Here is a 23174-nt window from a genome sequence, read left to right as displayed (position 1 = left end):
CCAGCCGGCCAGCTCATCGATGGTGCCCAGCGCCAGGCGCCACTTCTCCTGGTGGCCGATCTCCTGCGGAATCCCGGTCTTGCGCCGCCGTCCGGCATCGTCCGCCCATTCCTTGGGCACGAACAACCGCCACTGCAGCGGACAGGAAGCGGTGTCGGAGACCGCGTGCACGCTCACCGCGACCTGGCAGTTGGCCTGCTTGCCCAAGGCTCCGCAGTACTGGTGGGCGACCGCCACCGACATCCTCCCGTCCTTCGGGAAGGACACGTCATCGATCGCCCAGGCATCCGGGCCGATCAGCGGCGCCATCCGCTGTGCGATCCGACGCCGCACCGGCACCGGGTCCCAGGTCGACTGGTTCACGAACTGCTGCAGGTTCTGCTCGTTGCCGTCCGCCAGCCGTTCCGCCATCGGCTGGATCGACTTACGCCGCCCGTCCAGCATCAGCCCCCGCAGATAACAGTCGCCCTTCGCCCGCTGATCCTTACGCGGCATCGAGGCGAACACATCAGCGATGAATAACGCCAACTTCGCCCGAGCCCGGTTCACTTCGTGTGCGTCCACACCTCCAACATGCCCCAGACAGGACCGATCGACAGACCTAACGGAGTCCTACTTGTTGTGTGTGGTCGACGACTTGCAGTGGCTCGACCAACCGTCCGTGGATGCGCTGGTCTTCGCCGCCCGGCGGCTGCGGGCCGAAGGCGTCGTCATGCTCTTCGCCACTCGCGAAACCTCCTCGGCGAGCGGAACGAAGGCTCTGCCCCACGTGCCCCTCACCGGCGTCGACCGACAGTCGGCCGCGTCACTGCTGACCGGCCTTGCACCCCCGGTCACCGAGTGGATCATCGATCAGGCCCAAGGCAACCCGCTGGCGCTGCAGGAACTTGCGGCGGCCCTGACCCCGGCTCAGCGGGCCGGACAGTTGGGGCCGTTGACGCTTCCCGATGCGCAGTCGGCGCCACCGAGTCGACTGCAGGACGCCTTCGCCGAGCAGATCCGCCGCCTCCCCGACGCCACTCGGCGCCTCCTTACGGTGGCCGCCGCGGACGACACCGGCGACCTGCCCACGGTGCTGGCCGCCGGAGCCAGGCTTGGCGGGGAGGTCAGGGATCTGGAGCCGGCCGAGCGTGCGGAGCTGATCCTCGTCTCCGCGCAGAGGCTGCGTTTTCGACATCCCCTCATTCGGTTCGCTGCCTATCAACGCGCTCCGCTGGCCTGGCGGCTGGCGGTGCACCAGGCGCTCGTCGCGGTCCTGGACGGTCCCGTGCACGCGCACCGACGCGCCTGGCACCTGGCTGCCGCGGCGACCGGCCCGGACGAGCAGGTCGCCGGCGAATTGGAGCGGGTCGCCGAGTGGGCAGGCAGCAGACAGGCCATGGCGTCCGCGTCTGCCGCGTACGAGCGAGCCGCTCACCTCACTGTGGACACGCCGAGGCGCGCCCGCCGTCTGATCAACGCTGCGCAGAAGGCGAGCGAAGCCGGCCAGGACGAACGATGCCGTGCCCTCACCGACCAGGTGCCGCTGCCTCTCCTGGACGTGGGCATGGCGGCGGACTTCGCCCGCGTACGCTCGGTGGTCGAGCTGGGCTACGGCAGCCCGGGGCAAGCCGCCCGCCTGCTGGCCGAATGCACCGACGCGGTTTCCGTCAGCCGTCCCGACAAACTCGCCCCTCTGTTGACCGACGCCATCCACGCGGCCTTCTCAGCCGGCGACGCAGCCCTCATGGTGGAGATCGCTGCGCGCACTCCCTGCCTGCCCGTGGTGGCTACGCCCGCGAAGCTGCTGGCCGACGACATTCCCGGCGCACTTCGGACGCTGGACGATCAAGTAGAGGCCGCTCGCCTCGCCGGAAGCGGCCTCATGGACCGGTTGATGGCCGGGATTTACTGCCACCTGGTCGCCGACCACGAGAGCGCGCACGAGCTGGCCGCCGCGGCGGTCACCCACTGCCGGGAACAAGGCATCGGCGGATGGCTGCCCACCACGCTGCATCTGCTTGCCCAAGCGGAGCTGGCGCTGGGCCGGTGGGACGACGCATACGCACACGCCGCCGAAGCACTACGGCTTGCGGAGGCTTACGACCTGGACCACCGATCCGCCCACCTGCGTGCCCTGCTTGCGGTGCTCGCGGCCGCCCGGGGGGAGGAGGAACATGCCCGCGAACTGGCCTGCATGGCGCTGGAATACACCCGCCCCCGCGACGTCGGACGGGGCACGGCGGATGCGCTGTGGGCGCTGGGCCTGCTCGATCTCGGCCTCGGGCGTGCTCAGGCTGCGCTGGAACACCTAAAAGCGGCCAGGCAGGCAGCGGGCCACCCCCTCCTGGCCCGGCACCTGATGCCCGATCTGATCGAGGCCGCCGTTCGAGCGGGCCATCCGGAGCGGGCGAGGGAAAGCGCGAAACAGATCACGAGCTGGGCGGATGACCTCCAACAGCCCCACTTCACGGCACAGGCCCACCGCTGCGCCGCCCTGACCGGTCCGGACGCTTCCGCCGAGAAGTACTACGCATCGGCCCTTGACCTGCACACCGTGGGCGGTGACTTCGAGCGGGCCCGCACCGAACTGCTCTACGGCGAGTGGCTGCGCCGGGGCCGCCGCAAGCTCGACGCCCGCGACCATCTGCGCACCGCGAGGGAGCTCTTCGACAAACTGGGCGCACAGCCATGGGCCCGCCGGGCGGCCACAGAACTACAGGCTGCCGGCGAGACCCATCACCCGGCCGATGCCATCGACTCACCCATCAGCCGCCTGAGCTCGCAGGAACGTGAAGTCGTCCGACTCGCAGCCACCGGGGCCACCAACCGTGAAATCGCGACCCAACTGTTCCTGAGCCCGCGCACCGTGGGACACCACCTCTACCGCGCCTTTCCCAAGCTGGGCGTCAGTTCACGAACGGAGCTTGCCGACCTGCTCGCGTCCTGACAGCGGCGAGGTCCTGTACTCAGCGAGCCCGCACCCGCACAGGACGTGGGTGGCCCGGCGACACCAGACGCCTGTCAGGCCCGACGACCCGGCCGAATACCACCCGGTCGTTCACCAGGCGGGATCCCTTCAGCCAGGTCGGGCGCCCTTTTCTGTACCCTCAGAAGAAGCCGAGCTTCTTCGGCGAGTACGACACCAGCAGGTTCTTCGTCTGCTGGTGGTACACGAGTGTGATACCTGATGACCTGCTGAAACGGAGATGGATGAGGCAGTTCGCATTGCCTTGGCCCGGGACTGGTCCGCATCTTGGATTGGGAGAGGCGATGCGGGCCGGCCTACTGCCGAAGGGCTGATCATCTATGTATCCCGTGAGACGGTGTGTAGCCCCGCTGGGGCGAGCGTCCTGTATCCGATCGCTACGCTGGCCGAAAACGTCCCTGCTCACCGCTGCTGCTCCGGGACGTCCAGCGGCTGCTCGCCGCTCGCGGGTGTTCGATCGCGCTCGGCGAGGGGCTGTACAAACACTGACTGGCGCCCACCGCTATGGCTGAGTCGCACAGGAGGGAGCTGTACCAGTCGATGGTGGTGCCGTGAGGCTGGCGGCGACGATGAGCTTGAGGTTCGCGGGCGCCGGGAAGCGGCAGCAGTTGTGGCATGCGAGCGTGTAAAGGAAGAGGGTCACGCGCCGCGGGGCGCCGACACAGGATTGAGCGCGTAGTACACGGCCAGCAGCCCGTACGTCACGAGCATCGCCACCGGAGAGAACAGAGACAGAGCAAGTGCTGCGGGATACGCCACGAAGCCCACCGTGAGAGGGACGCGGTTGGACTCTTCGGCTGGGCTCGGCTTCGGGTGAGACAGGGCTACACGCCGTGTGACGTGCCGCCACATTGCAGTGTGGACGAGGGCGTGGATCGTCACCAGGACGCCGTAGAGCAGGGCGGCGTACGTCGCGTACTGGCCCTCGCGAAGCCGACCGGCCAGGAAGCCCGTTGACCAGAACAGTGCGGAGACCACCATGAGGAGAAGGAGGTTGAGGAGCGTCAGGGTGCGGTCTGTCCTTCTCACCTCCGTGAAGAACGCATGGTTGTTGATCCACATCGCGCCGATAACCACAAGGCCGACGACGTAGGTGAGGTATGACGACCACTGGTGGACCAGCGTTTCGGTCAAGTTGTGGCCTGTCTCCTCGGGCGGGGGGATCACCAGGATCAACAGTGCGAAGGCAAAGGCGAAGGCCCTGTCGGTGAAGGCTTCAATGCGTTTGGACACGACGGTCCCTCCAGCCTCCGCGCGACATCCCATGGATCTCTGCCGAGGCCCCCTCCGTCGACGGCGCGGCCATCCGCCGATTCCACTGCTCTCGCCGCTCATCCAACCGGGTCGCCGCGCGCGTACTCAAGCGATTCCGACCGTTCTTGTCGGCACTCTAATGACGATGAGCCGAAGGGATGACTGCGGCGTGAGTGAGTTGTCAGTGCACAAGGTCCACAGCGTGGCGGTCGGCCGCTCGCCGGCGCTCCGCGGAGGCGCGGCGCTGTCGTCAAGTCCGCTCTTGCAGTTGTCGGCACTCAAACCGCTCGTGCGAGACCACCGCTTGGTCGTGGAACGAACCATCGCCTGGCTCACCGCATGCCGGCGACTGCACCGCCGGTGCGAACGCATACCTGAGGGCACTGCGTTGCCTTCACCGTGATGCCGGCAACTCTCGTCCGCTCGAGGTGTTGCGCCGTGTCATACGTGAACTCGCTCACGAGGAAGCTGTTCTCATACGACCGACTGGCCGTCGTGCCGCTGCCGTGCCGGCACAGGAGCCGGCCTCGATCCGGATGACAGTTTGTGAGGTCTGTGATTGCGTCGGTGCTGTCGATGGTAGCTCGTGTGTTTGCTTGCGCGGGCTTTCATATGGATGCCGCTAAATCGATGACCGACCAGGTGACCGAAGTCGGGTGAACCCGGTTCAATGGGTGGTGAGAAGTCGGGTCATGAGAAAGCTGATGATCAGTGGCGGACATTTCTGACGACAGACAGCGGAGGTCATCGGAACATGAGTGAGAAGCGGACTGAAATGCTGCGCGATGCCGCACCACTTGAGGTATATCGCGCATGGAACACCTGCCTGCTGGCCGGAGACATCGAAGGCGCGGCCCGGCTCATCGACTCCGATCGATGGGAGGAGAAATGCCTCGGACTCACCGACTGGCTCACGGACTTCCAGGTCGCCGTCACTCATTACGTGAAGAACATGGTGGAACCCTGGGATGACCTGGAGATGCACGAGGAAGACGTGGTCGAGGGACGGGACGCCGTCACGATCCGCTTCCGCGTCGATGCCACGCACGTGGGGGAGTTCCTGGACATGCCGGCGACCGGGCGTCGGATCTCATTCCAGGCCATCCGTATCGTCAAGATCCGGGAGGGGAAAGTTACGGGGCAGTGGGCCCAGCTGGATCTGTGGGGCATACACGGCCAGCTGACTGACACCAGCTGACACAGTGCGATGGAGTTCTGCTCGATGTGCCGTGTCCAGGGCCGAAGCTGCTGCCACAGCGGGAACCTCACTTCCGGTGTCCGGGTTGCGTTCAGCTGCTCCGCGGTGGAGCAGACCGCCAAAATCGGTGAGGGCTTTCCCCGAAACCGAAGTGAGGGCGCAGTCCCGGACGTCCGTGCTCGGTGACTGCGGGGACACACCGAAGGGCCGCGAAGCAAGCGCCATGACGTCGTCACGGCGATGGTGGCGCAGCCGACCACGTCGACCTTGCAAGGGCTTCAGTGGCGGCCTCGCCGGTCCTCGTAGTTGACGAAGTAGCTCACAGCAATGAGCACGCCGACAATCCCCAAGCCGAAGGTGCCGAGGATCGTCCAGATCCCCTTGCCGTCCATCGCAGAGCGCACCGCACCGGCGAGCCCGCCGACGGCCATGCTCACGCCGAGGACGAGGAAGCGCGAACCCTGGGGTCTCAGCCAGTTCCGCAGGGCCGGGCGACGGCGACCCGGCGAGGGTGGGCCGACAGAGTGCGTCATTTGCACCTCACCTTTCCCGGCTCCCCAGGGCGTCCACATGAGTGTCGCCCTGCGCTGACCTTGGCGAGGTCCCAGCTGTCCTTGCCGCCGGCCGCGGAGGGGGGCGCTGCCGATCGCGCCGTGTATCGCGCTGTTGACGTCTCCGCGCAGTATCGCCGTCACCGGGCGACGGCCCTGCCAGGATCCATGCCGGGCACGCAGTTCAGCCGCATCCGGGCCTTCGCCTCCCGCTCCGCCCACTCCTGATTGAGCGACATGCTTTCACACCCTTGCGTCCCTGGAAGCATGAACAGCTCGGTGGGGCATGGGACTGTGCCGCGTGTGACATGAGGCGAGGAAGCCCAATGATCAGTTGTGTCGCGAGCCCCGGGGGCCTCGCCTGCCGCAACACGTCTGTGCCCACCTTCCGCCAGGTTCGCCCACCTGGCTCACGCGCCACCTCGACAGCCTGGTCGCCGCCGAAATCTTCCAACTCAAACGCGTCCCGGATCTGGGCATGCCGGCGACCGGGCTCCCGGAGCTGGCATACAACATGGCTCTACCGGTGGTGAGTCTGTGCGGTCGTGGGCACCCGGGCACCGCAGGAACGGGCCGATCGTGTGCCTGCCGCGGCGGTGAGCTGTCCGCCCGTGGCCCGGTCCGACGATCTTGAATCTGCTTCGGGCCCGCAGCCATCGGTCCCGGGGTGCCGTGCGCGCCCGCCGGCCGGGCACGCCGCCCTGCGGACCCCGGGCTGCTACCGGCCGGACGACGCCCGATAGCGGTGGATCAGCGCGACGGCCATCGCACCTTCGCCCACACCGGAAGCCACCCGCTTGATCGAGTGAGCGCGCACGTCACCGGCCGCGAAGACCCCCGGAACGCTGGTCTCGAGCAACAAGGGCTCGCGCGTCGACGGCCAGACGGAGGGAAGCTCACCGGCGCGTGACAGATCGGGACCCGTCAACACGAAGCCGCGCTCGTCGCATTCCGCCACCCCGGCAAGCCAGTCGGTGCGGGGCCGTGCACCGATGAATGTGAAGACGAACCTCGCCGGCTCCTCGGTCTCGGTTCCCGTCGTGTCGTCGACGAGCGTGATGTGCTCCAGGTGCTTGCCGCCGTGCAGGGCGAGGACCCGGGTGCTCACCCGTACCTCGATGTTGGGCGTCCGGTGTATCTCGTCGACGAGGTACTGGGACATCCCGGCTTCGAGCGAGTCGGCCCGGACCAGCACCGTGACCTTGGCCGCGTACTTCGCGAAGTGAATCGCCGCCTGCCCGGCGGAGTTCGCGCCGCCGACGATGAACACATGGTGCGAGATGCAGGAACTGCTCTCGGTCGTGGCGGCTCCGTAGTACAGCCCCTCGCCCTCGAACTGCTCGGCACCGGGGATGTCCAGGCGGTTGTACGACACCCCCGTGGCGAGGAGCACGGTCTCGGCGCTGATCTCCGAGCCGTCGGCCAGAGTGATGATTTTCGTGGGACCGACGGGACGCAGCCCGACGGCCTCCACCGGAGACAGCAACTCGGCGCCGAACCGCCCCGCCTGGCTCACGGCCCGCCGGGTGAGGTCGCCGCCCGACAGTCCGGCGGGGAAGCCGAGGTAGTTCTCGATGAGGCTGGAGGTCCCCGCCTGCCCGCCGGGTGAGTCGGCGTCCAGAAGGAGTGTGGAAAGTCCCTCCGACGCCGCGTACACACCCGCGGCGAGCCCGGCGGGTCCCGCGCCGACGATGACCGTGTCGTAGTGCGGGCGGGACGCGGTGGTGGGCAGGCCGAGTCGGCCGGCGAGTTCGGCGTTCGACGGGGCAGCGAGCACGGCGCCGTCGGGGAAGGCGACGAGCGGAAGCTCCGCCCCGGCGTGCTGCTCCACCAGCTTCCGGGCCTCGGGATCGCTCGTCACGTCGAGGAACCGGAAAGGCTGGCCGTTGCGGGTGAGGAAGTCCCGCACGGCGTGCGTGCGGGCCGATACGACATGGCCGGCGACCCGGATGCCCTGGTAGGCGGGGCGGTACGCCGCGATCCAGTCAGAGAGTAGGTCATCGAGGACGGGGAACAGCCGTTCGGTGGGCGGGTCCCACGGTTTCATCAGGTAGTAGTCGAGCCGCACCCTGTTGATCGCGGTGATGGCCGCATCGGTCTCGGCGTAGGCGGTCAGGAGCACCCGCCGGGCGTCGGGGAAGCGGCTCACCGCCTCCAGCAGGAAGTCGACGCCAGTCATGTCGGGCATGCGCTGGTCCACGAGGAACAGCGCCGGATCGTGTCCGCGCTCCTCCAGGGAGTCCAGGACCTTCAACGCCTCACCGGCGGACGAGGCGCCGAGGATCCGGTAGCGGTCGGCGTAGACGCTGCGCAGGTCGCGCCGGACCGCCCGCAGTACCTGGGGGTCGTCGTCGACGGCGAGGATGACCGGTTTGCGTGTCTCGTCGACGGAGGTCCCCTGCATCGTCGTACTCATGGACAGGTCCCTTCGTCGAACTCCAGGAAGAGTCCCTCGGGGAAGCACCAGCCCCAGAACTCGCCCGGCTGGTGGGAGAGGACGATCGGGTGGCCGGTGGCGGTGTAGTGCCGACTCGCGTGCTGGTTCGGAGAGGAGTCGCAGCAGCCGACGTGCCCGCAGCTGAGACACCTGCGCAGGTGGACCCAGCCGTCGCCGGCCTTCAGGCACTCCTGGCATCCGTCGTTCGACGCGGCGGCCACGGGGGTGATCTGGTCGAGGTGTATGCATTCGGGCATGGGTGTGGGATGCCTCCGTCGGGGCGGTTGCCGGGGCGCGGCGGTACTCGGTCGCTCGCCGCCGCGCCCCGTCCGTCTGCCGTACTAGGCCAGGGTTTCGGTGAAGTGCCGGGCGGCGATGTCCGCGGCCTCGGCGACCTTCTCGTCCTGGTCGTAGAAGTCGAACTGCGTGCCGTCGGTCCACACGATGCGCTTGGGGCCGCCGAGGGCTTCGTGGAACTTCTGCGCACCCTGCGGAAGGGCGGCGTCACGGCTGTGCACCATCATGGTCGGGGCCGTGATGCCGGCGGCTGCCGGGTGCGGGTCGAAGGACAGCCAGTCGAGCCAGGACATCACGGCGAACCGGTTGTCCCATGAGGGCACGGCCCCGCGCTTGTCGTCCAGGTAGTAGTCGAAGGGGCCGAACATGGCGGCGTCCGGGTCCGTGGCGCTGACGGCCGGTACGTACTGGACGGCCTCGCCCTTCTCGTAACGTCGCCGCGCTGCGAGGCCGGCGTCGAGCCTCTTCTGTACTCCGTTCGTCCCGCCGTAGACCCCCTTCACCAGTTCCGGGTCGTGCAGCCACGGCGCCACGAGGGCCAGGCTGCGCACGCGCCGGTCCTCCGCGGCGTTCACCGCGATGTAGCCGCTGCCGGCGCAGATCCCCAGTGCGCCGATCCGGCCCGGGGCCGCGGACTCGTGCTCGGCGAGGAAGCCTACGGCGCTGCGGATGTCGCGGATCTTACGGTCCGGCACCTCCAGTTGGCGCGGCTCGCCGCCGGACTCGCCGAAGCCCGTGAAGTCGAAGGCCAGCGCAGTCAGCCCGGCTTCGGCCATCCGGCGCGCGTAGACCGCAGCCATCTGTTCCTTGACGGTCGTCCACGAACCGGCCACGACGACGGCGGGCGTGCGGCCCTGGACAGCGGGCCGGTACAAGGTGCCGACGAGACTGTGCCCGGCGCTGTCGAAGGTGACACGCTCCGTGCGCACGGTGTACGTCATGCGGCCCTCCCGTCGATGGCACGCAGGATCTGCGACGGGTCGGTGTAGGACTTCCAGCGCACGATCTTCCCGTCGCGGACCGTGAGGTGTTGGATGAACTCGATCTCGAAGGTCTGGCCTGTCTCCTTGACCACGGACTTCTCGTAGAGCACACCCATGGCGTGGTCACCCTCCACGACCAGCTCCACGAGCTGTTCGTCACCGACGTCGACCACGCCGAGGAAGACCTTGAGGCTGTCCAGCACTTCCGCCGGACCGTGGCAGGTACCGATCCATGGCATCCGGTCGTTGTAGCCGGGCACCGGCGCGTAGTTGATCCACTCGATGTCTTCGGCCAGGAACCCGAGGGCCCGCTCGGCGTCACCTCCGGTGAGCGCGGCGAACCATCCCTCGGCGACCTCGCGTGTACTGCCGGCCATCACTTGCTCCTCTCCATGATCTTCCGGTTGCCGTCGGCCCAGTCGGCGGTCATCGTCAGGCCATCGATCCGCCACCCGCCCGGCGTGCGGCTCAGCGTGAACCGGTAGTGACCACCGAGCGTCCACAGCGGACCGCCGAGCGCGTTGGGCAACAGATGCGTGGCCAGGAAGTCGGCGGTGGCGACGGCGGTGGCGCCCGAGGCGCGCACCAGGTGGTTGGTGAGCAGGTGCTGCGTCGAGGCCAGCGGGGACAGCAGGGTCCGCCATGCCTCGACCAGGTCGCCGGCCGCCAGCTCGGCGGGTTCGCCCCCGTTGAGGCTGCTGTAGTCGACCAGCACCTTCTCGGCGAAGACCGACGAACGCAGCGATTCCCACTCGCGTTTGTCGGTGTGCCAGCACATGCGGGTGCACACCTCGACGATGTCGAGGCGGTCACGGAGATCCTGCTCGCTCATCGGGTTCCCTCACGGCCGAAGATCCAGTGCTCCTCGAAGAGGAGGGTGTGGACGTAGCGCGCTTCCGTGAAGGTCGCCAAGTCGGCGAGCATCTCCCGGAACTCGGGGGTCTCGCGCGCGGTCTCATAGGCTTGCGCGCTGTCGAACCAGAGTTGGTAGGCGCCGTCCAGCACGGCCTCGCCCACCCCGTAGAAGGCGTCGCGCGTGTGGTTCTGCATGTACCTACGCAGCCCCGGGATCTTCTCGGCCAGCCTGGCGTGCCGGTTCAGGCTCCGGTCGCGGAACTCCGCAAGCGGCAGTCCTTCGCGGCGCTTCACCAGGACGAGCAGCTTGGTCGTCGGGCCGTCGGTGCCGGCACCCTCGACCACGACGTGCGCGTCCGTGTCCAGGACCACCGTGCGCCAGAAGGCCGCCCAGCGGGGTTCGTCGCGGCGCGCGCCCTCCAGGAACTCCGGCGTCTGCAGGGAGGCGAGCTGCTCCTCCTCGTTGTCCAGCCATATCTCGGCCGCCCCGCCCCACAGGGGGTCGGCCTCGTCGCCGGGCCGGGGGAGCCGCGCGTTGACGCAGTACCGCTTGATCTGCGGGATCCTGGACGCGTAGCGGACCGCGTGCTCCTCGACCCAGTAGCGCTGGAACTCCTCCTCCGACATACCGGGCTTGGGGTGGGCCAGGATGATCTGGTGGATCACTTGTCTCTCCTCGGGGGATGGGCGTGCGGGGGTCAGACCCTGTAGCGGGCGTTGACGTCGTCCGCGAAGCCGAGGTAGTCGCGCAGCGGCCACACCACCTCGAACTCCAGGTACTCGCGCATGGGCAGCCGCCCCAGCGCCGTACGGTCGAGCTCTTCGGCCGACTCGCAGTCCACGACGGCGATGACCCTCTTCTGGGCGGCGACCTTCCAGATGCCGACGACCATGCCCGACTCGATCGTCTCCTTGGCGTGGAGGGTCTCCTCCGCCTCGACCTCCCAGAGCTCGTCCAGCGAGATCCGGCCCTCGTGATTCCACTTCATCTGTACGTAGAACAGCACGGTGACTCCTTGCCAGGGTGCGTACGGGTGGTTGGTCAGGCGGCGACAGGGGGCGCGCCCGCGATGGCCTTGGTGAGGGGGTGATGCGCGCCGAGGATCTCGCGGGCGATGTCGGCGGGCCGCTTGCCGTCGTGGCCGACGAGGTCCAGCCGGGCACCGGCGTCGATCAGGACCCGGGCGCACTCCTCGTAGCCGTGCCAGAGGGCGTCGTGCAGCGGGGTGTAGCCGTTTGTAATGCCCTGGTAGTCCAGGTCGATGCCGGGCGCCTCGACGAGCAGGGCGGTGATGCCTGCACGGCCGTTGTAGACGGCCTTGTGCAGCGGCACCGCTCCGAACGTCGGCTCGGTCGCGTTGACGTCGGCGCCGGCGGCGAGCAGTTCCCCCGCGATCTCCTCGTGCCCGTCGCGGCACGCGACCAGCAGCGGGGTGTGCGCGTCGTTGAAGCCGTTGACCACCGGGTAGCGGGCGTCGACCTCGGCGCCCTCCGCGAGGTGGCACCGTACGGCGTCGAGGTCGCCGGTGGTGACTGCGGCCATCAAGTGCTGTGCGCGTACGGCGTTTTCGTCGGCCTGGGTCCGCGCCGCCAACAGGCGCTCGGCCTCGAGGAGCTTGTCCTTGCCGCGGGTGTTGACGTTCAGCTCGTACTCGAAGTGCTCGCGCATCGAGAAGCCGTAGTGCGTCGACAAGTTGAGACCCGCCTGGTGCTCCAGGAGTACGGCCACAACCTCGGGCCACTTGTACCAGAGGGCGTCCATGAGCGGGGTGTGACCGGTGGTGGGCGCCACGGCGTCCACGAACGCGCCGGCCTCCAGCAGGACGCGCACCGTTTCCGGGTCGCCTCCCTGGACCGCCTTGTGCAGGGCCGTGGCGCCGCCCCGGGAGTCCCCGGTGTGCAGATCGGTGCCCGCGGCCAGCAACCGGCGCACCAGCGGGGCGTTGCCGCGCCCCGCCGCGATCATCAAGGCGGTCAGTCCGCTGACCGGGTCCCGGAGGTCCGGGACCGCGCCGAGGGCGAGCAGTCCAGAGACCGTATGCGCGTCGCCGTCCTGCACCGCCGTGAGGAATTCCTCGTGCGTGGGAATCGTCATCCTTTTCTTCCGCCTTCTGTCGGAGATGATCCGGCGAACGGACATTAGCCAGCTGGCAGCCGGGGCATGCGGCAACCTCACAAACTCTCGTTCGTTACCGCGGAGTCTTGACGCCGCTCGATCGCGACTTCATCAATTCCCGGGTGACCTCACAAACTGGACCGGAGCCCCGTTGACAGGGGGTTCAAGGCTGCCTCACTGTCGTTTCCGGACATCAACCGGTGCACATCGGAGGCGGAAAGTGACGCATATTTTGATCGTTCTCTCCGAATACGGATACTGGGCTGAAGAACTGGTCGGGCCGCTCAGCACATTCGACGAGCGCGGTTACCGAGTGACCTTCGCGACGCCCACTGGAAAGCGCGCCCACGCCCTTCCGCCGAGCCTGGACGAGGAGTACATCGACCCTCCGCTCGGCCGTTCGGTGACCACCGCCGAGGTGGCTGAGCTGGGCCGCACGGTGGAAAGCGGAAACCGGCTCGACAACCCGCGCAGCCTCGTCGGCTGGATTCCCGAGCGCCCCTACACCAGCGCGCCCGACTACCTGCGCAAGCTGGAGGACTACCACCGCTCGCTCGAGCGGGTCGACGATGACCTGCGGGAATACGACGCGCTGCTCATCGTCGGCGGCAGCGGCCCCATCGTCGACCTCGCCAACAACGAGCGGGTCCATGACCTGATCCTGTCCTTCGTCCGGGCCGGCAAGCCGGTCGGCGCCGAGTGCTACGGCGTCGCCTGCCTCGCCTTCGCCCGCGACTGGGACGACCGCGCGAGCATCATCCGGGGCAAGCACGTCACCGGCCACTGCAAGGAGTACGACTACAAGGACGGCACAGGGTTCCTCGGGACCGACTTCGTCATGGGTCCGCCGCCGTACCCGCTGGAGTACATCCTGCGCGACGCGACCGCGCCCGGTGGCGCGTACCACGGGAATTTCGGAAAGCCGACCTCGGTGATCGTCGACTTCCCGTTCATCACGGGCCGTTCCACGCCGGACTCCTTCCTCACCGGTCAGAAGATGGTCGAGGTTCTGGAAGAGGGCCTCACCCGGTACGGCTGGTAGGGATTCCTGAATTCCTCTTTTCCGTATTCGGGCGCGACAAGAAACCGCAGGGAGTATTCGGTGGCGGGCAGGTCAGGAAACGTCAAACTCATCGAGCAGTTCATGGCGGACGGTCTCGGCGTCATGTTCGGGAACCCCGGTACCGTGGAACAGGGATTTCTCGACGCGGCGGAGCAGACCCCGGGGTTCCGGTACGTCCTGGCACTCCAGGAGACCGTGGCCGCGGGCATCGCCGACGGCTACGCACGGGCGACCGGCGGGCCGGCTCTGCTGCAACTCCACACCGGCGTCGGACTGGGCAACGCCGTCGGCATGCTCTACCAGTCGATGCGCGGTCACACCCCGCTGGTCGCCATCGCCGGTGACGCGGGCGTGCGCTACGACGCGATGGACGCGCAGATGGCGTCCGATCTGGTCGCCATGGCACGCCCGGTTACCAAGTACGCGACCCGGGTGACCGACCCGCGCTCCGTCCTGCGTGTCATGCGCCGGGCGGTGAAGATCGCCATGACGCCGCCGCGCGGCCCCGTCTTCGTGGCCCTGCCGATGGACGTCCTCGACGAGCTCAACGACGAACCCGTGCTCACTTCCACCGTCCCGGTCACCGTCTCCACCCCGCCGGCGGAGACGGTGACCCGGGCCGCCGAGCTGATGGCCTCCGGCCGACGTCCGCTGATCCTGGTGGGCGACGGCGTCGGACTCGCCGGCGCACAGCAGGAGCTGGTGCGTGTGGCCGAGCAACTGGGCGCGGACGTCTGGTCCGTGGACTCCTCCGAGGTCAACATGCCGGCCTCGCACCCGCTCTCCCGCGGACAGCTCGGCCACATGTTCGGCGAGCGCAGCGCCGATGTGGTGGGGGACGCCGACTCCGTGCTGATCGTGGGCACGTACGTCTTCCCCGAGGTCTTTCCCCGGCTCACCAACCCGTTCCGGCCCGACGCCCGCATCGTCCACGTCGACCTCGACGCATACGAGATCGCCAAGAACCACCCGGTGGACCTGGGCATCGTCGCGGACCCCAAGCCGACTCTTGCTGCACTCGCCACCGAGCTGGACCACCGGCTGACCTCAGAACAACGCCAGGAGGCCGCCGGACGGTTGGCGGCGCGGCGCGAGGAGCGGCAGCTGTGCGTCCGCGAGCGGGCGTCCGGCGACTCGACGCTGGAGCGGTTCCTGCGGGAGCTCGCCCGCCGGGCGGGCGACGACCTGGTCCTCTTCGACGAGGCGCTCACCTCCTCGCCCGCCGTGGTGAAGCACCTGCCCCCCAACCGGCCCGGCGACTACTTCCTCACCCGCGGCGGCTCGCTCGGCGTCGGCATCCCGGGCGCGGTCGGCGCGAAGCTGGCCCGCCCGGACCGTACGGTCGTCGGCTTCACCGGCGACGGCGGCGCGATGTACACCTACCAGGCCCTGTGGACCGCCGCCCGGTACGACATCGCGGCGAAGTTCGTCGTCTGCAACAACCGCAAGTACCGGCTGCTCGACGACAACATCGCGCAGTACTGGAAGGAGCGGGACATCCCGCTGCACGACTTCCCGTCCTCCTTCGACCTGTCCCGGCCCGACATCCGCTTCGCCGACCTGGCCCGTGCTCTGGGCGCCGACGGCATCCGGGTCGAGAAGCCCGAGGAGGCCGCCGACGCGGTGGAGCGCATGCTCGCCGCGACCGGTCCCTTCCTGGTCGACCTCCAGGTCTGACCGTCCCTTCCAGGCCCTGTCACCAAGGAGTGCGCCATGCGGTCCTTCACCGCACGCTCGATCCGCACCTTCGTGGAGCGGTGGTACGCCGCCCTCGACCGCCACGACGACCTGGACGGGGTGAAGAAGTTCGTGGTCGACGACGGGCTCGAGATGCGCTTCCCCGAGGGCACCTTCCGAGGACACTCCGGCTTCGCCGAGTGGTACAAGGCCGTCTGCCACCGCTTCTTCGACGAGGAGCACACGGTCACCGACGTGCACGCCGCCATCGACGGAACCGAGGCCCGCGTCCAGGTCCGCGTCAACTGGCAGGCCAGGGTGTGGGACCCGCCGGCGGCCAGGAGCGAGTGGCTCGGCTTCGACGCCGAGCAGACCTGGGTCGTCGTGGCCGGCGACGCCGGTACGGCCCCGCTCATCAAGACCTACATCTGCAACGCGCTGGAGCCCATGCCGGGCTCAGCCGCCCTGTGAGGAGTTGGGAACGCCATGGGAGCCGGGGACGTCATGTCCGCGCGTGAAGTGCTCACCCGTTACTACCGCTACGCCAACAGCGGCCGATGGGACCGCTGGTGCGAGCTGTTCGCCGACACCATGGTCATGGACGAACAGCTCGCGGGCCGGATCGAGGGACGCGACAAGCTCCGCTCGATGATGACCGGCATGGGGGAGCTGTACGCCTCCTTCGAGAACAACCCGCTGCACGTCGTGGTCGATGGCGACCAGGCGGCGGTTGTCTCCCGCATCACCGCCCGCAGTGCGTCGGGCAAGCCCATCGAGGCGGCCGTCATGAACTACTTCCGCATCGAGAACGGGCTCATCACCTACATGGCCAACTACCACGACACCCTGCCCTTCCAGGTGCTCTCCCAGAGCTGAACCGGACGGGACGCTCGGAGAGAAAGATGAAGGACGAGTTCGACTACGTCGTCGTCGGCGCCGGCACGGCCGGCTGTGTGCTGGCGAACCGGTTGACCGAGGACCCGGACGTACGGGTCCTCGTGCTGGAGGCCGGCGCGAGCCGCATCCCCCCGGAAGTGGACGATCCCACCGCCTGGCACCGGCTCCTGGACGGCCGTATCGACTGGAAGCACCGCAGCGTGCCGCAGCCGGGCCTGAACGGGAGGGTCATCCGTGAACCGCGCGGCCGCGCGCCGGGCGGAAGCAGCAACCTCTACCTGATGTTGCACGTGTGGGGTCACCCGTCGGACTACGACCACTGGGCACACCAGGGGGCGGCGGGCTGGTCGTACCACGACGTCCGGCCGTACTTCGAGCGCCTGGCGACCGGGCCCGCCGCGGACGCGGGACAGGGCGGCCCGAATCCGGCCTCCGAGGCGTTCCTCGACGCCTGCGCCGAACTCGGTTTCCCCCGGGTCGCGCACTTCAACGCCGGAGTCATGTCGGGCGCCGGCTGGCACCGGCTGGACATCGCCGACGGTCGGCGCCACGGTGCGCTGGCCTCCTACCTGGAGCCCGCACTGGAGCGTCCCAACCTCACGCTGCGCACCAGCGCCCAGAGCATCGGGCTCACCGTGATCGGCGACACCTGCGTGGGAGTGGAGTACCTCCAGCGCCCGGAACCGCCGGGAGCCGCCGGCCGCCCGGTACGGGACACGCACGCGGAACGCCTCCGGCCCGGCGTGCACCAGGTCCGGGCCACCCGCGAGGTGATCGTCGCGTGCGGTGCCATCGAGTCGCCCAAGCTGCTGATGCTCTCGGGCATCGGCAACCCCGACCGTCTCCGGGCCCAGGGCATCGCGGTCAGGGCGGCGCTACCGGGTGTGGGGGAGAACTTCCACAACCATGTGCTCACCGCCGTCATGACGGAGTCCCGCACCGCCGTTCCGGCCCCCCGGCAGAACCTCTCCGAGAGCGCGCTGTTCACCTCCTCCACCCCCGGGCTGACCGGACCCGACCTCCAGCTCGCCTTCGTCCACGTCCCGTTCGACCCCGCCGTGGGCGAGCGGCATCCCGGCACGGTGAGCATCCTGCCCGGAGTGATCCGCCCGGCCTCGCGTGGCTGGGTCCGGCTCGCCCACGGGGACGCGCTGGCCAAGCCGCTGGTCAACCCGAACTACCTCGCCGACCGATCCGATGTGGAGCGGCTGGTGCAGGGCGTGAAGCTGGCCAGGGAGATCATCGGCACCTCGGCCTTCTCCCCGTGGAACAAGCAGGAGCACTGGCCGGGCCCCACGGTCACCACGGACGAGGACCTGCGGGCCTTCGTGCGCCGCACCGCGGACAGCTACCACCACCATGCCGGCTCCTGCCGCATGGGCACCGACGACATGTCGGTGGTCGACCCGCGGCTCCGTGTCTACGGAGTCCGGGGCCTGCGGGTGGTGGACGCGAGCGTCATGCCCCAAGTGCCCTCTGGCAACTGCCACAGCGCCGTCCTCGTGATCGCCGAGCGAGCGGCGGACCTCATCAAGGCCGAGCCCCTCCCGGCCGACCTCCGCAAAGGAGCACCGCATGCCTGACGTCGCCGTCGACGACGGGCCGCTGACCGGCACCCGCATCGCGGTGCTGCTGGAGAGCGACTTCTACGAGCCCGAGATCTTCTACTACCGCCACCGGTTCGCCGAGGAGGGCGCTCAGGTCGACTTCCTCACCCGGCTGTGGGGCAATCCCGAGCTGACCTTCACCGGGCACGAGTACCGGGCCCCGTTCACCGTCGTACGCGGCATCGAAGACCTCACGGACGCCGAACTGCGCGAGTACGCCGCGCTCATCGTGCCCTCCGGCATGGTCGCCGACCGCCTGCGCTACAGCGAGGACGTCACCCGGCCCGCCCCCGCCACCGAGCTGCTGCGCCGCGCTTTCGCCGAGCCGGACCTGGTCAAGGGGATCATCTGCCACGGCATGTGGCTGGCCTCCGCCGTCCCCCAGGTGGTCCGCGGCCGCAAGGTCGTCTGCCACAACAACCTCGTCGGCGACGTGCGGAACATGGGCGCCGAGTACGTGGACCAGGACGTCGTCCTCGACGGCGACCTGCTGACCGCCCGCACCGGCGAGCATCACCACGTCTTCGCCCGCCGGCTCATCGACCTGCTCATCCAGAGAAGGGCCCGTTGATGCACTGGTCCCACGTCGGCCTCAACTGCCGCGACCAGCGGCGGACCGAGGAGTTCTACACCCGCTGGTTCGGATTCCACCGGGCCCGTGTGGTGCCCGTGGGCGACCGGCAGATCGTCTTCCTCCGCCAGGGCGACGCCTACCTCGAACTCTTCCCGGCCCGCGAGGAACGGGCCGTCCCCGGCCGCGACGACGGCCCCACGGCCCCCGGCGCGGTCCGCCACATCGCGTTCCAGACCGACAGCGTCGACGAGCTCCTCGCCGCCATGGGCGACGCGGCCGACGTCACTCTCGGCCCGCTCGGCTTCGACGACGTCGTCCCCGGCTGGCGCACCGTATGGCTCCGCGACCCCGACGGCGTGGTCGTGGAAGTCGGCCAGGGATTCCAGGACGACCACATTCAGGAAGGGGACGCCCCACTCCATGTCTGAGACACCTGACGCGATGAACTTCACGTTCTCCGAGACCATCGCAGGCCACGTCACCTCGTACGACCGCGAGACCCGGCTCCTGCGGCTGTCCACCGCCGACGACCGCGAACTCGAGGTCTTCGTCTCCGGCGAGGTGGCCGCCGAGGTCCTGCACAACCTCGAGGAACCGTACGCCGACGCAGGCTCCCATCTCGACGCGATGCTCGAACCCGACCGCTTCCTCTTCGCGTACGCGGTCTTCTACCCCGAGGGCGGCACGACCCGTATCGAGGCCAAGCGCCTGGTCTTCCCGGGGCGGCGGCCCGGCACCTTCCGGTTCGAGGAGTCCGACTGGTGGATACGGCAGCTGGAGAGCATCGCCGGCTTCTATCGCCGCGCCCAGTTCGGCGACGGACCCGTGGACTACACGCAGTACCGCACCCAGCTGAGGCTCGGCGGTGACAAGACAGCCAGCCACATCCAGGAGACCGACACCATCTCCCGGCTGGTCTACGGCATGGCGTCCGCGTTCATGCTGACGGGCAACGACGAGTACCTGGAGGTCGCCGAGCGCGGCACCGCCTACCTGCGGGAGCACATGCGCGTCGTCGACCCCGAGGAGGACGTCGTCTACTGGTACCACGGGCTCAGCGTGGACGGAGAGACCGAGAAGAAGCTGTTCACCTCGGAGTTCTCCGACGACTACGACGCGATCCCGATGTACGAGCAGATCTACGCGCTCGCGGGTCCCGTCCAGACCTATCGCGTCACCGCCGACCCTCGGATCAAGAGCGACGCCGACGCGACGCTGCGGCTGTTCGACAAGTTCTTCCTCGACCGGGAGCAGGGCGGCTACTTCTCGCACGTCGACCCGATCCTCTTCCGCGCCGACCACGAGTCCCTGGGCCCCAACCGGGACCGCAAGAACTGGAACTCGGTCGGCGACCACGCGCCGGCCTACCTGATCAACCTCTACCTGGCCACGGGCGACGAGCGGTACGCGCGCATGCTCGAGTACACCTTCGACACCATCGTCGAGCGCTTCCCCGACCGCAAGAACAGCCCGTTCGTGCAGGAGCGGTTCCACCGCGACTGGTCGCACGACACCACCCACGGCTGGCAGCAGGACCGGGCGGTCGTCGGCCACAACCTCAAGATCGCCTGGAACCTGATGCGGATGCACTCGCTGCGTCCCAAGCCGGAGTACCTCGACACCGCTGTCGGAATCGGCGAGTCGATGCCCGCGGTCGGCAGTGACCTCCGACGCGGCGGCTGGTACGACGTCGTCGAGCGGCTCCGCTCCGCCGGGCAGGAGTTCCACCGCTTCGCCTGGCACGACCGCAAGGCGTGGTGGCAGCAGGAGCAGGCGATCCTCGCCTATCTGATCCTGCGCGGGACGACCGGCCGTGAGGACTTCCTGCAGGAGGCGCGCCGGGCGGAGTCCTTCTACAACACGTTCTTCCTCGACCACGACGAGGGCGCCGTCTACTTCAACGTCCTCGCCTCCGGCCTGCCGTATCTGCTCGGCACCGAGCGGCTCAAGGGCAGTCACTCGATGTCCATGTACCACTCCGCCGAGCTGTGCTACCTGGCCGCCGTCTACAACAACCTGCTGATCCACGGCAAGCCGATGGACTTCTGGTTCAAGCCGGACCCGTCCGGACTCGACGGCGGTGTGCTGCGCGTCGCGCCCGACCTGTTGCCGGCGGGCTCCGTGCGCATCGCGGAAGTCGAGGTCGCGGGTTCTGCGCACGACGACTACGACGCCGACGCCCTCACCGTACGGCTGCCCCAGCGGGGTTTGGAGCGCGTGAAGGTGCGTGTGCGCCTGGAACCCTCCCCGGAACGGGAGCCGCGCTCATGACCGCCGAAGTGCAGGTCCGATCCCATGACGTGGACGGTGCCACGGTCGTGGAACTCATGGGCGAGATCACCAGCGTCACCTCGGCCGCGCTTCAGGAGCGGATCCTGCCGCTCGTCGGATCCGACCGCACCACAGTCATCGACCTCACCCACGTGCCGTACATCTCCAGCGCGGGGCTGCGCACCCTGCTCCTGGTGCACCGCCAGGCGGTGCGCCGGCAGAGCACGACCATCCTGGTCGGTCTGTCGGAGGAGGTCAGGTTCGTCATGTCCTCCACCGGTTTCCTCGACTTCTTCGACGTCCGCGACAAGGCGTCCCTCGAACCAGGAGCGGCGGGCCAATGACGTCACTCGACAGCCGTGAGCGCATCGACGCCTACCCCACGCACCAGATCTCCGGCTACGGAGTCCGGGCCGGCCACCCGCTGCCGTTCGGCGCCACCCTCGTCCCCGGCGGGGTCAACTTCTCGGTCTACTCCGACCGCGCCACCCGGATGTGGCTGGTGCTCTTCGAGCCCGGAGCGCGGGAGCCGCTGTCAGAACTGGAGTTCCCGCCGTCGTTCCGCATCGGCAGCGTGTACGCGATGACCGTGTTCGGCCTGGAGGCGGAGAGCCTGGAGTACGGCTTCCGCGCCGAGGGCCCCTTCGACCCGGAGCGCGGTGACCGGTTCGACGTGTCCCAGGTGCTGACCGACCCGTACGCCCGGATGATCTCGGGGCGGGACGAGTGGGGCACCGCATCGGACCGCGACCGCCCCTGTCCCTACCGGTCCCGGCTGGTCCTCGACGACTTCGACTGGGGCGACGACGCACCGCTGCGCATCCCGGCCGAGGACCTGGTCGTCTACGAGCTGCACGTACGCGGCTTCACCCGGCACCCCTCGTCGGGGGTGTCGGCCCCGGGTACCTACGCGGGCCTGCGGGAGAAGATCCCGTACCTGAAGGACCTGGGCGTCAACTGCGTCGAACTCATGCCCGTCTTCGAGTTCGACGAGCACGACAATCCGCGCAGTCACCCCACAACGGGGGAGCCGCTCCTCGACTACTGGGGCTACAACACCATCGGCTTCTTCTCCCCGAAGGCCGGATACGCCGCGACGGGCCGCTTCGGCATGCAGGCCGACGAGTTCAAGACCCTCGTCAAGGAACTGCACGCGGCGGGCATCGAGGTCATCCTCGACGTCGTCTTCAACCACACGGCGGAAGGCAACGAACAGGGGCCGACGATCTCCTTCCGCGGCCTCGACAACGCCACCTACTACATGCTCACGCCGACCGGTGACTACTACAACTTCAGCGGCACCGGCAACACGGTCAACTGCAACCACCCCGTGGTGCGCGACTTCGTCCTCGGGTGTCTGCGCCACTGGGTGTCGCAATACCACGTGGACGGCTTCCGCTTCGACCTGGCCGCCATCCTCGACCGGGCCCCGGACGGGACCCCCCTCAGCAACCCGCCGCTCCTCGAGCAGCTCGCCCACGACCCGGTCCTGCGCCACTGCAAGCTGATCGCCGAGGCGTGGGACGCGGCCGGGCTGTACGAGGTCGGCACATTCCCCGCGTACGGGCGCTGGGCGGAGTGGAACGGCAAGTACCGCGACACCGTGCGGCGGTTCCTCAAGGGCGACGCCGGCACGGTTTCCGAACTGGCGACCCGGCTCGTCGGCTCACCGGACCTCTACACGGGTCGCGGCGCCACCGCCTCCGTCAACTTCGTCACCGCACACGACGGATTCACCCTCCATGACCTGGTCGCGTACAACGACAAGCACAACGAGGCCAACGGGGAGGGCAACGCCGACGGGGCGAACGACAACAACAGCTGGAACTGCGGTGCCGAGGGCCCCACCGACGACCCGGAGATCCTCCGGCTGCGGATGCGGCAGATGAAGAACGCCCTGGCGATCCTGCTCACCAGCCAGGGGGTCCCGATGCTGCTCGCGGGTGACGAGACGGCCCGCACCCAGCTGGGCAACAACAACACCTATTGCCAGGACAACGAGCTGTCGTGGCTGGACTGGACCCTGCGCGACACCCACGCGGAACTGCACCGGTTCGCGCGCTCCCTGATCGCCTTCCGCCGGGCGCACCCGGCCCTGCGCGGCGCCGCCCACTCGCCCGACGGCATCAGTTGGCACGGCGTACGGGCCTGGGAACCCGACTGGTCCCCGGAGAGCAGACTCCTGGCGCTGATGCGCTCCACCGGCGGCGAGCAGATCTACATCGCGATGAACGGCCACTGGGATGCGCACGACCTTCAGCTGCCGCGCCCAGAACCCGGAACCACCTGGCACCTCGTCGCCGACACCGCGGCGGCATCCCCCTACGACGTCCGCGAGACCGGCGACGAAGCACCCCTGACGGTCCCGGACAGTTACCGGATCGCGCCCCGCTCGACCGTGATCCTGCTCGCCCGCACCTGAGCCC

General features: G+C 68.6%; 23 protein-coding genes. 12 read left to right on the top strand and 11 right to left on the bottom strand.

Annotation, left to right across the window (positions count from 1 at the left end; translation table 11 throughout):
* Positions 1-564: IS701 family transposase (locus ACIRU3_RS40850; RefSeq protein ID WP_404068048.1), on the bottom strand; the 564-nt coding region annotated here is incomplete at its 3' end.
* 61 nt (positions 565-625) lie between these two features.
* On the opposite strand from ACIRU3_RS40850, the gene ACIRU3_RS40845 reads away from it, so the two are divergent.
* Positions 626-2929, top strand: a complete 2304-nt coding sequence (locus ACIRU3_RS40845; protein WP_404068046.1) for a LuxR C-terminal-related transcriptional regulator — start codon at positions 626-628, stop codon at positions 2927-2929.
* 678 nt (positions 2930-3607) lie between these two features.
* On the opposite strand, the gene ACIRU3_RS40840 is transcribed toward ACIRU3_RS40845, so the two are convergent.
* Positions 3608-4201 (bottom strand): TMEM175 family protein, encoded by a 594-nt coding sequence (locus tag ACIRU3_RS40840; protein ID WP_404068043.1) that lies wholly within the window; start codon positions 4199-4201, stop codon positions 3608-3610.
* 775 nt (positions 4202-4976) lie between these two features.
* Here ACIRU3_RS40840 and ACIRU3_RS40835 point away from each other — a divergent pair.
* Entirely contained in the window at positions 4977-5420 is a 444-nt protein-coding gene (locus ACIRU3_RS40835) for an ester cyclase (RefSeq protein WP_404068040.1), read from the top strand.
* 278 nt (positions 5421-5698) lie between these two features.
* Here the strand turns inward: ACIRU3_RS40835 and ACIRU3_RS40830 are convergent, their stop codons facing one another.
* The 9 genes from ACIRU3_RS40830 to ACIRU3_RS40790 form a co-directional block, all read right to left on the bottom strand.
* Positions 5699-5953, bottom strand: coding sequence for a hypothetical protein (locus ACIRU3_RS40830; RefSeq protein WP_404068038.1), 255 nt, complete (start codon positions 5951-5953; stop codon positions 5699-5701).
* A gap of 736 nt (positions 5954-6689) precedes the next feature.
* Positions 6690-8387: an FAD-dependent oxidoreductase gene (locus ACIRU3_RS40825; RefSeq protein WP_404068036.1), complete on the bottom strand. Its 1698-nt coding sequence runs from the start codon at positions 8385-8387 to the stop codon at positions 6690-6692.
* On the bottom strand, positions 8384-8665 hold the full coding sequence (locus ACIRU3_RS40820; protein ID WP_404068034.1) for a UBP-type zinc finger domain-containing protein: 282 nt from the start codon (positions 8663-8665) through the stop codon (positions 8384-8386). The genes ACIRU3_RS40825 and ACIRU3_RS40820 overlap by 4 nt, the downstream gene beginning before the upstream one ends.
* Before the next feature lie 84 nt (positions 8666-8749).
* The gene (locus tag ACIRU3_RS40815; RefSeq protein ID WP_404068031.1) at positions 8750-9646 is read right to left on the bottom strand and encodes an alpha/beta hydrolase; all 897 of its coding nucleotides are present in this window, start codon (positions 9644-9646) and stop codon (positions 8750-8752) included.
* Entirely contained in the window at positions 9643-10065 is a 423-nt protein-coding gene (locus ACIRU3_RS40810) for a nuclear transport factor 2 family protein (protein ID WP_404068029.1), read from the bottom strand. Before ACIRU3_RS40810 ends, ACIRU3_RS40815 begins: the two co-directional genes overlap by 4 nt.
* A complete protein-coding gene (locus ACIRU3_RS40805) occupies positions 10065-10520 on the bottom strand; it encodes a nuclear transport factor 2 family protein (RefSeq protein WP_404068027.1) in 456 nt (151 codons plus the stop codon). Before ACIRU3_RS40805 ends, ACIRU3_RS40810 begins: the two co-directional genes overlap by 1 nt.
* Complete coding sequence (locus tag ACIRU3_RS40800) at positions 10517-11209, bottom strand: EthD family reductase (RefSeq protein WP_404068025.1); 693 nt, start codon at positions 11207-11209, stop codon at positions 10517-10519. The genes ACIRU3_RS40805 and ACIRU3_RS40800 overlap by 4 nt, the downstream gene beginning before the upstream one ends.
* 32 nt (positions 11210-11241) lie before the next feature.
* Positions 11242-11550 (bottom strand): muconolactone Delta-isomerase family protein, encoded by a 309-nt coding sequence (locus tag ACIRU3_RS40795; protein ID WP_384036000.1) that lies wholly within the window; start codon positions 11548-11550, stop codon positions 11242-11244.
* A gap of 35 nt (positions 11551-11585) precedes the next feature.
* A complete protein-coding gene (locus ACIRU3_RS40790; RefSeq protein WP_404068022.1) occupies positions 11586-12638 on the bottom strand; it encodes an ankyrin repeat domain-containing protein in 1053 nt (350 codons plus the stop codon).
* A gap of 241 nt (positions 12639-12879) precedes the next feature.
* Between ACIRU3_RS40790 and ACIRU3_RS40785 the strand changes: the two genes are divergently transcribed.
* The 10 genes from ACIRU3_RS40785 to glgX are packed head-to-tail and all read left to right on the top strand — an operon-like array spanning position 12880 to position 23170.
* On the top strand, positions 12880-13701 hold the full coding sequence (locus ACIRU3_RS40785) for a type 1 glutamine amidotransferase domain-containing protein (RefSeq protein ID WP_404068019.1): 822 nt from the start codon (positions 12880-12882) through the stop codon (positions 13699-13701).
* Positions 13702-13761: 60 nt separating this feature from the next.
* A complete protein-coding gene (locus tag ACIRU3_RS40780) occupies positions 13762-15399 on the top strand; it encodes a thiamine pyrophosphate-binding protein (RefSeq protein ID WP_404068016.1) in 1638 nt (545 codons plus the stop codon).
* Between the two features lie 36 nt (positions 15400-15435).
* Complete coding sequence (locus ACIRU3_RS40775; protein WP_404068014.1) at positions 15436-15870, top strand: nuclear transport factor 2 family protein; 435 nt, start codon at positions 15436-15438, stop codon at positions 15868-15870.
* A gap of 15 nt (positions 15871-15885) precedes the next feature.
* A complete protein-coding gene (locus tag ACIRU3_RS40770; protein WP_404068011.1) occupies positions 15886-16275 on the top strand; it encodes a nuclear transport factor 2 family protein in 390 nt (129 codons plus the stop codon).
* Between the two features lie 26 nt (positions 16276-16301).
* Positions 16302-17879, top strand: coding sequence for a GMC family oxidoreductase (locus ACIRU3_RS40765; RefSeq protein WP_404068009.1), 1578 nt, complete (start codon positions 16302-16304; stop codon positions 17877-17879).
* Complete coding sequence (locus ACIRU3_RS40760) at positions 17872-18474, top strand: DJ-1/PfpI family protein (protein ID WP_404068007.1); 603 nt, start codon at positions 17872-17874, stop codon at positions 18472-18474. The genes ACIRU3_RS40765 and ACIRU3_RS40760 overlap by 8 nt, the downstream gene beginning before the upstream one ends.
* Positions 18474-18905: a VOC family protein gene (locus ACIRU3_RS40755; protein WP_404068004.1), complete on the top strand. Its 432-nt coding sequence runs from the start codon at positions 18474-18476 to the stop codon at positions 18903-18905. Before ACIRU3_RS40760 ends, ACIRU3_RS40755 begins: the two co-directional genes overlap by 1 nt.
* The gene (locus ACIRU3_RS40750) at positions 18898-20748 is read left to right on the top strand and encodes an AGE family epimerase/isomerase (RefSeq protein WP_404068001.1); all 1851 of its coding nucleotides are present in this window, start codon (positions 18898-18900) and stop codon (positions 20746-20748) included. The genes ACIRU3_RS40755 and ACIRU3_RS40750 overlap by 8 nt, the downstream gene beginning before the upstream one ends.
* On the top strand, positions 20745-21092 hold the full coding sequence (locus tag ACIRU3_RS40745) for an STAS domain-containing protein (protein WP_404067999.1): 348 nt from the start codon (positions 20745-20747) through the stop codon (positions 21090-21092). Before ACIRU3_RS40750 ends, ACIRU3_RS40745 begins: the two co-directional genes overlap by 4 nt.
* Positions 21089-23170, top strand: coding sequence for a glycogen debranching protein GlgX (glgX, locus tag ACIRU3_RS40740; protein ID WP_404067996.1), 2082 nt, complete (start codon positions 21089-21091; stop codon positions 23168-23170). Before ACIRU3_RS40745 ends, glgX begins: the two co-directional genes overlap by 4 nt.
* Positions 23171-23174 lie beyond the last annotated feature (4 nt).

Origin of the sequence: Streptomyces sp. NPDC101151, from assembly GCF_044768335.1 — a bacterium.
GTDB lineage: Bacteria > Actinomycetota > Actinomycetes > Streptomycetales > Streptomycetaceae > Streptomyces.
This window is presented reverse-complemented; position numbering and strand designations above follow the sequence as displayed.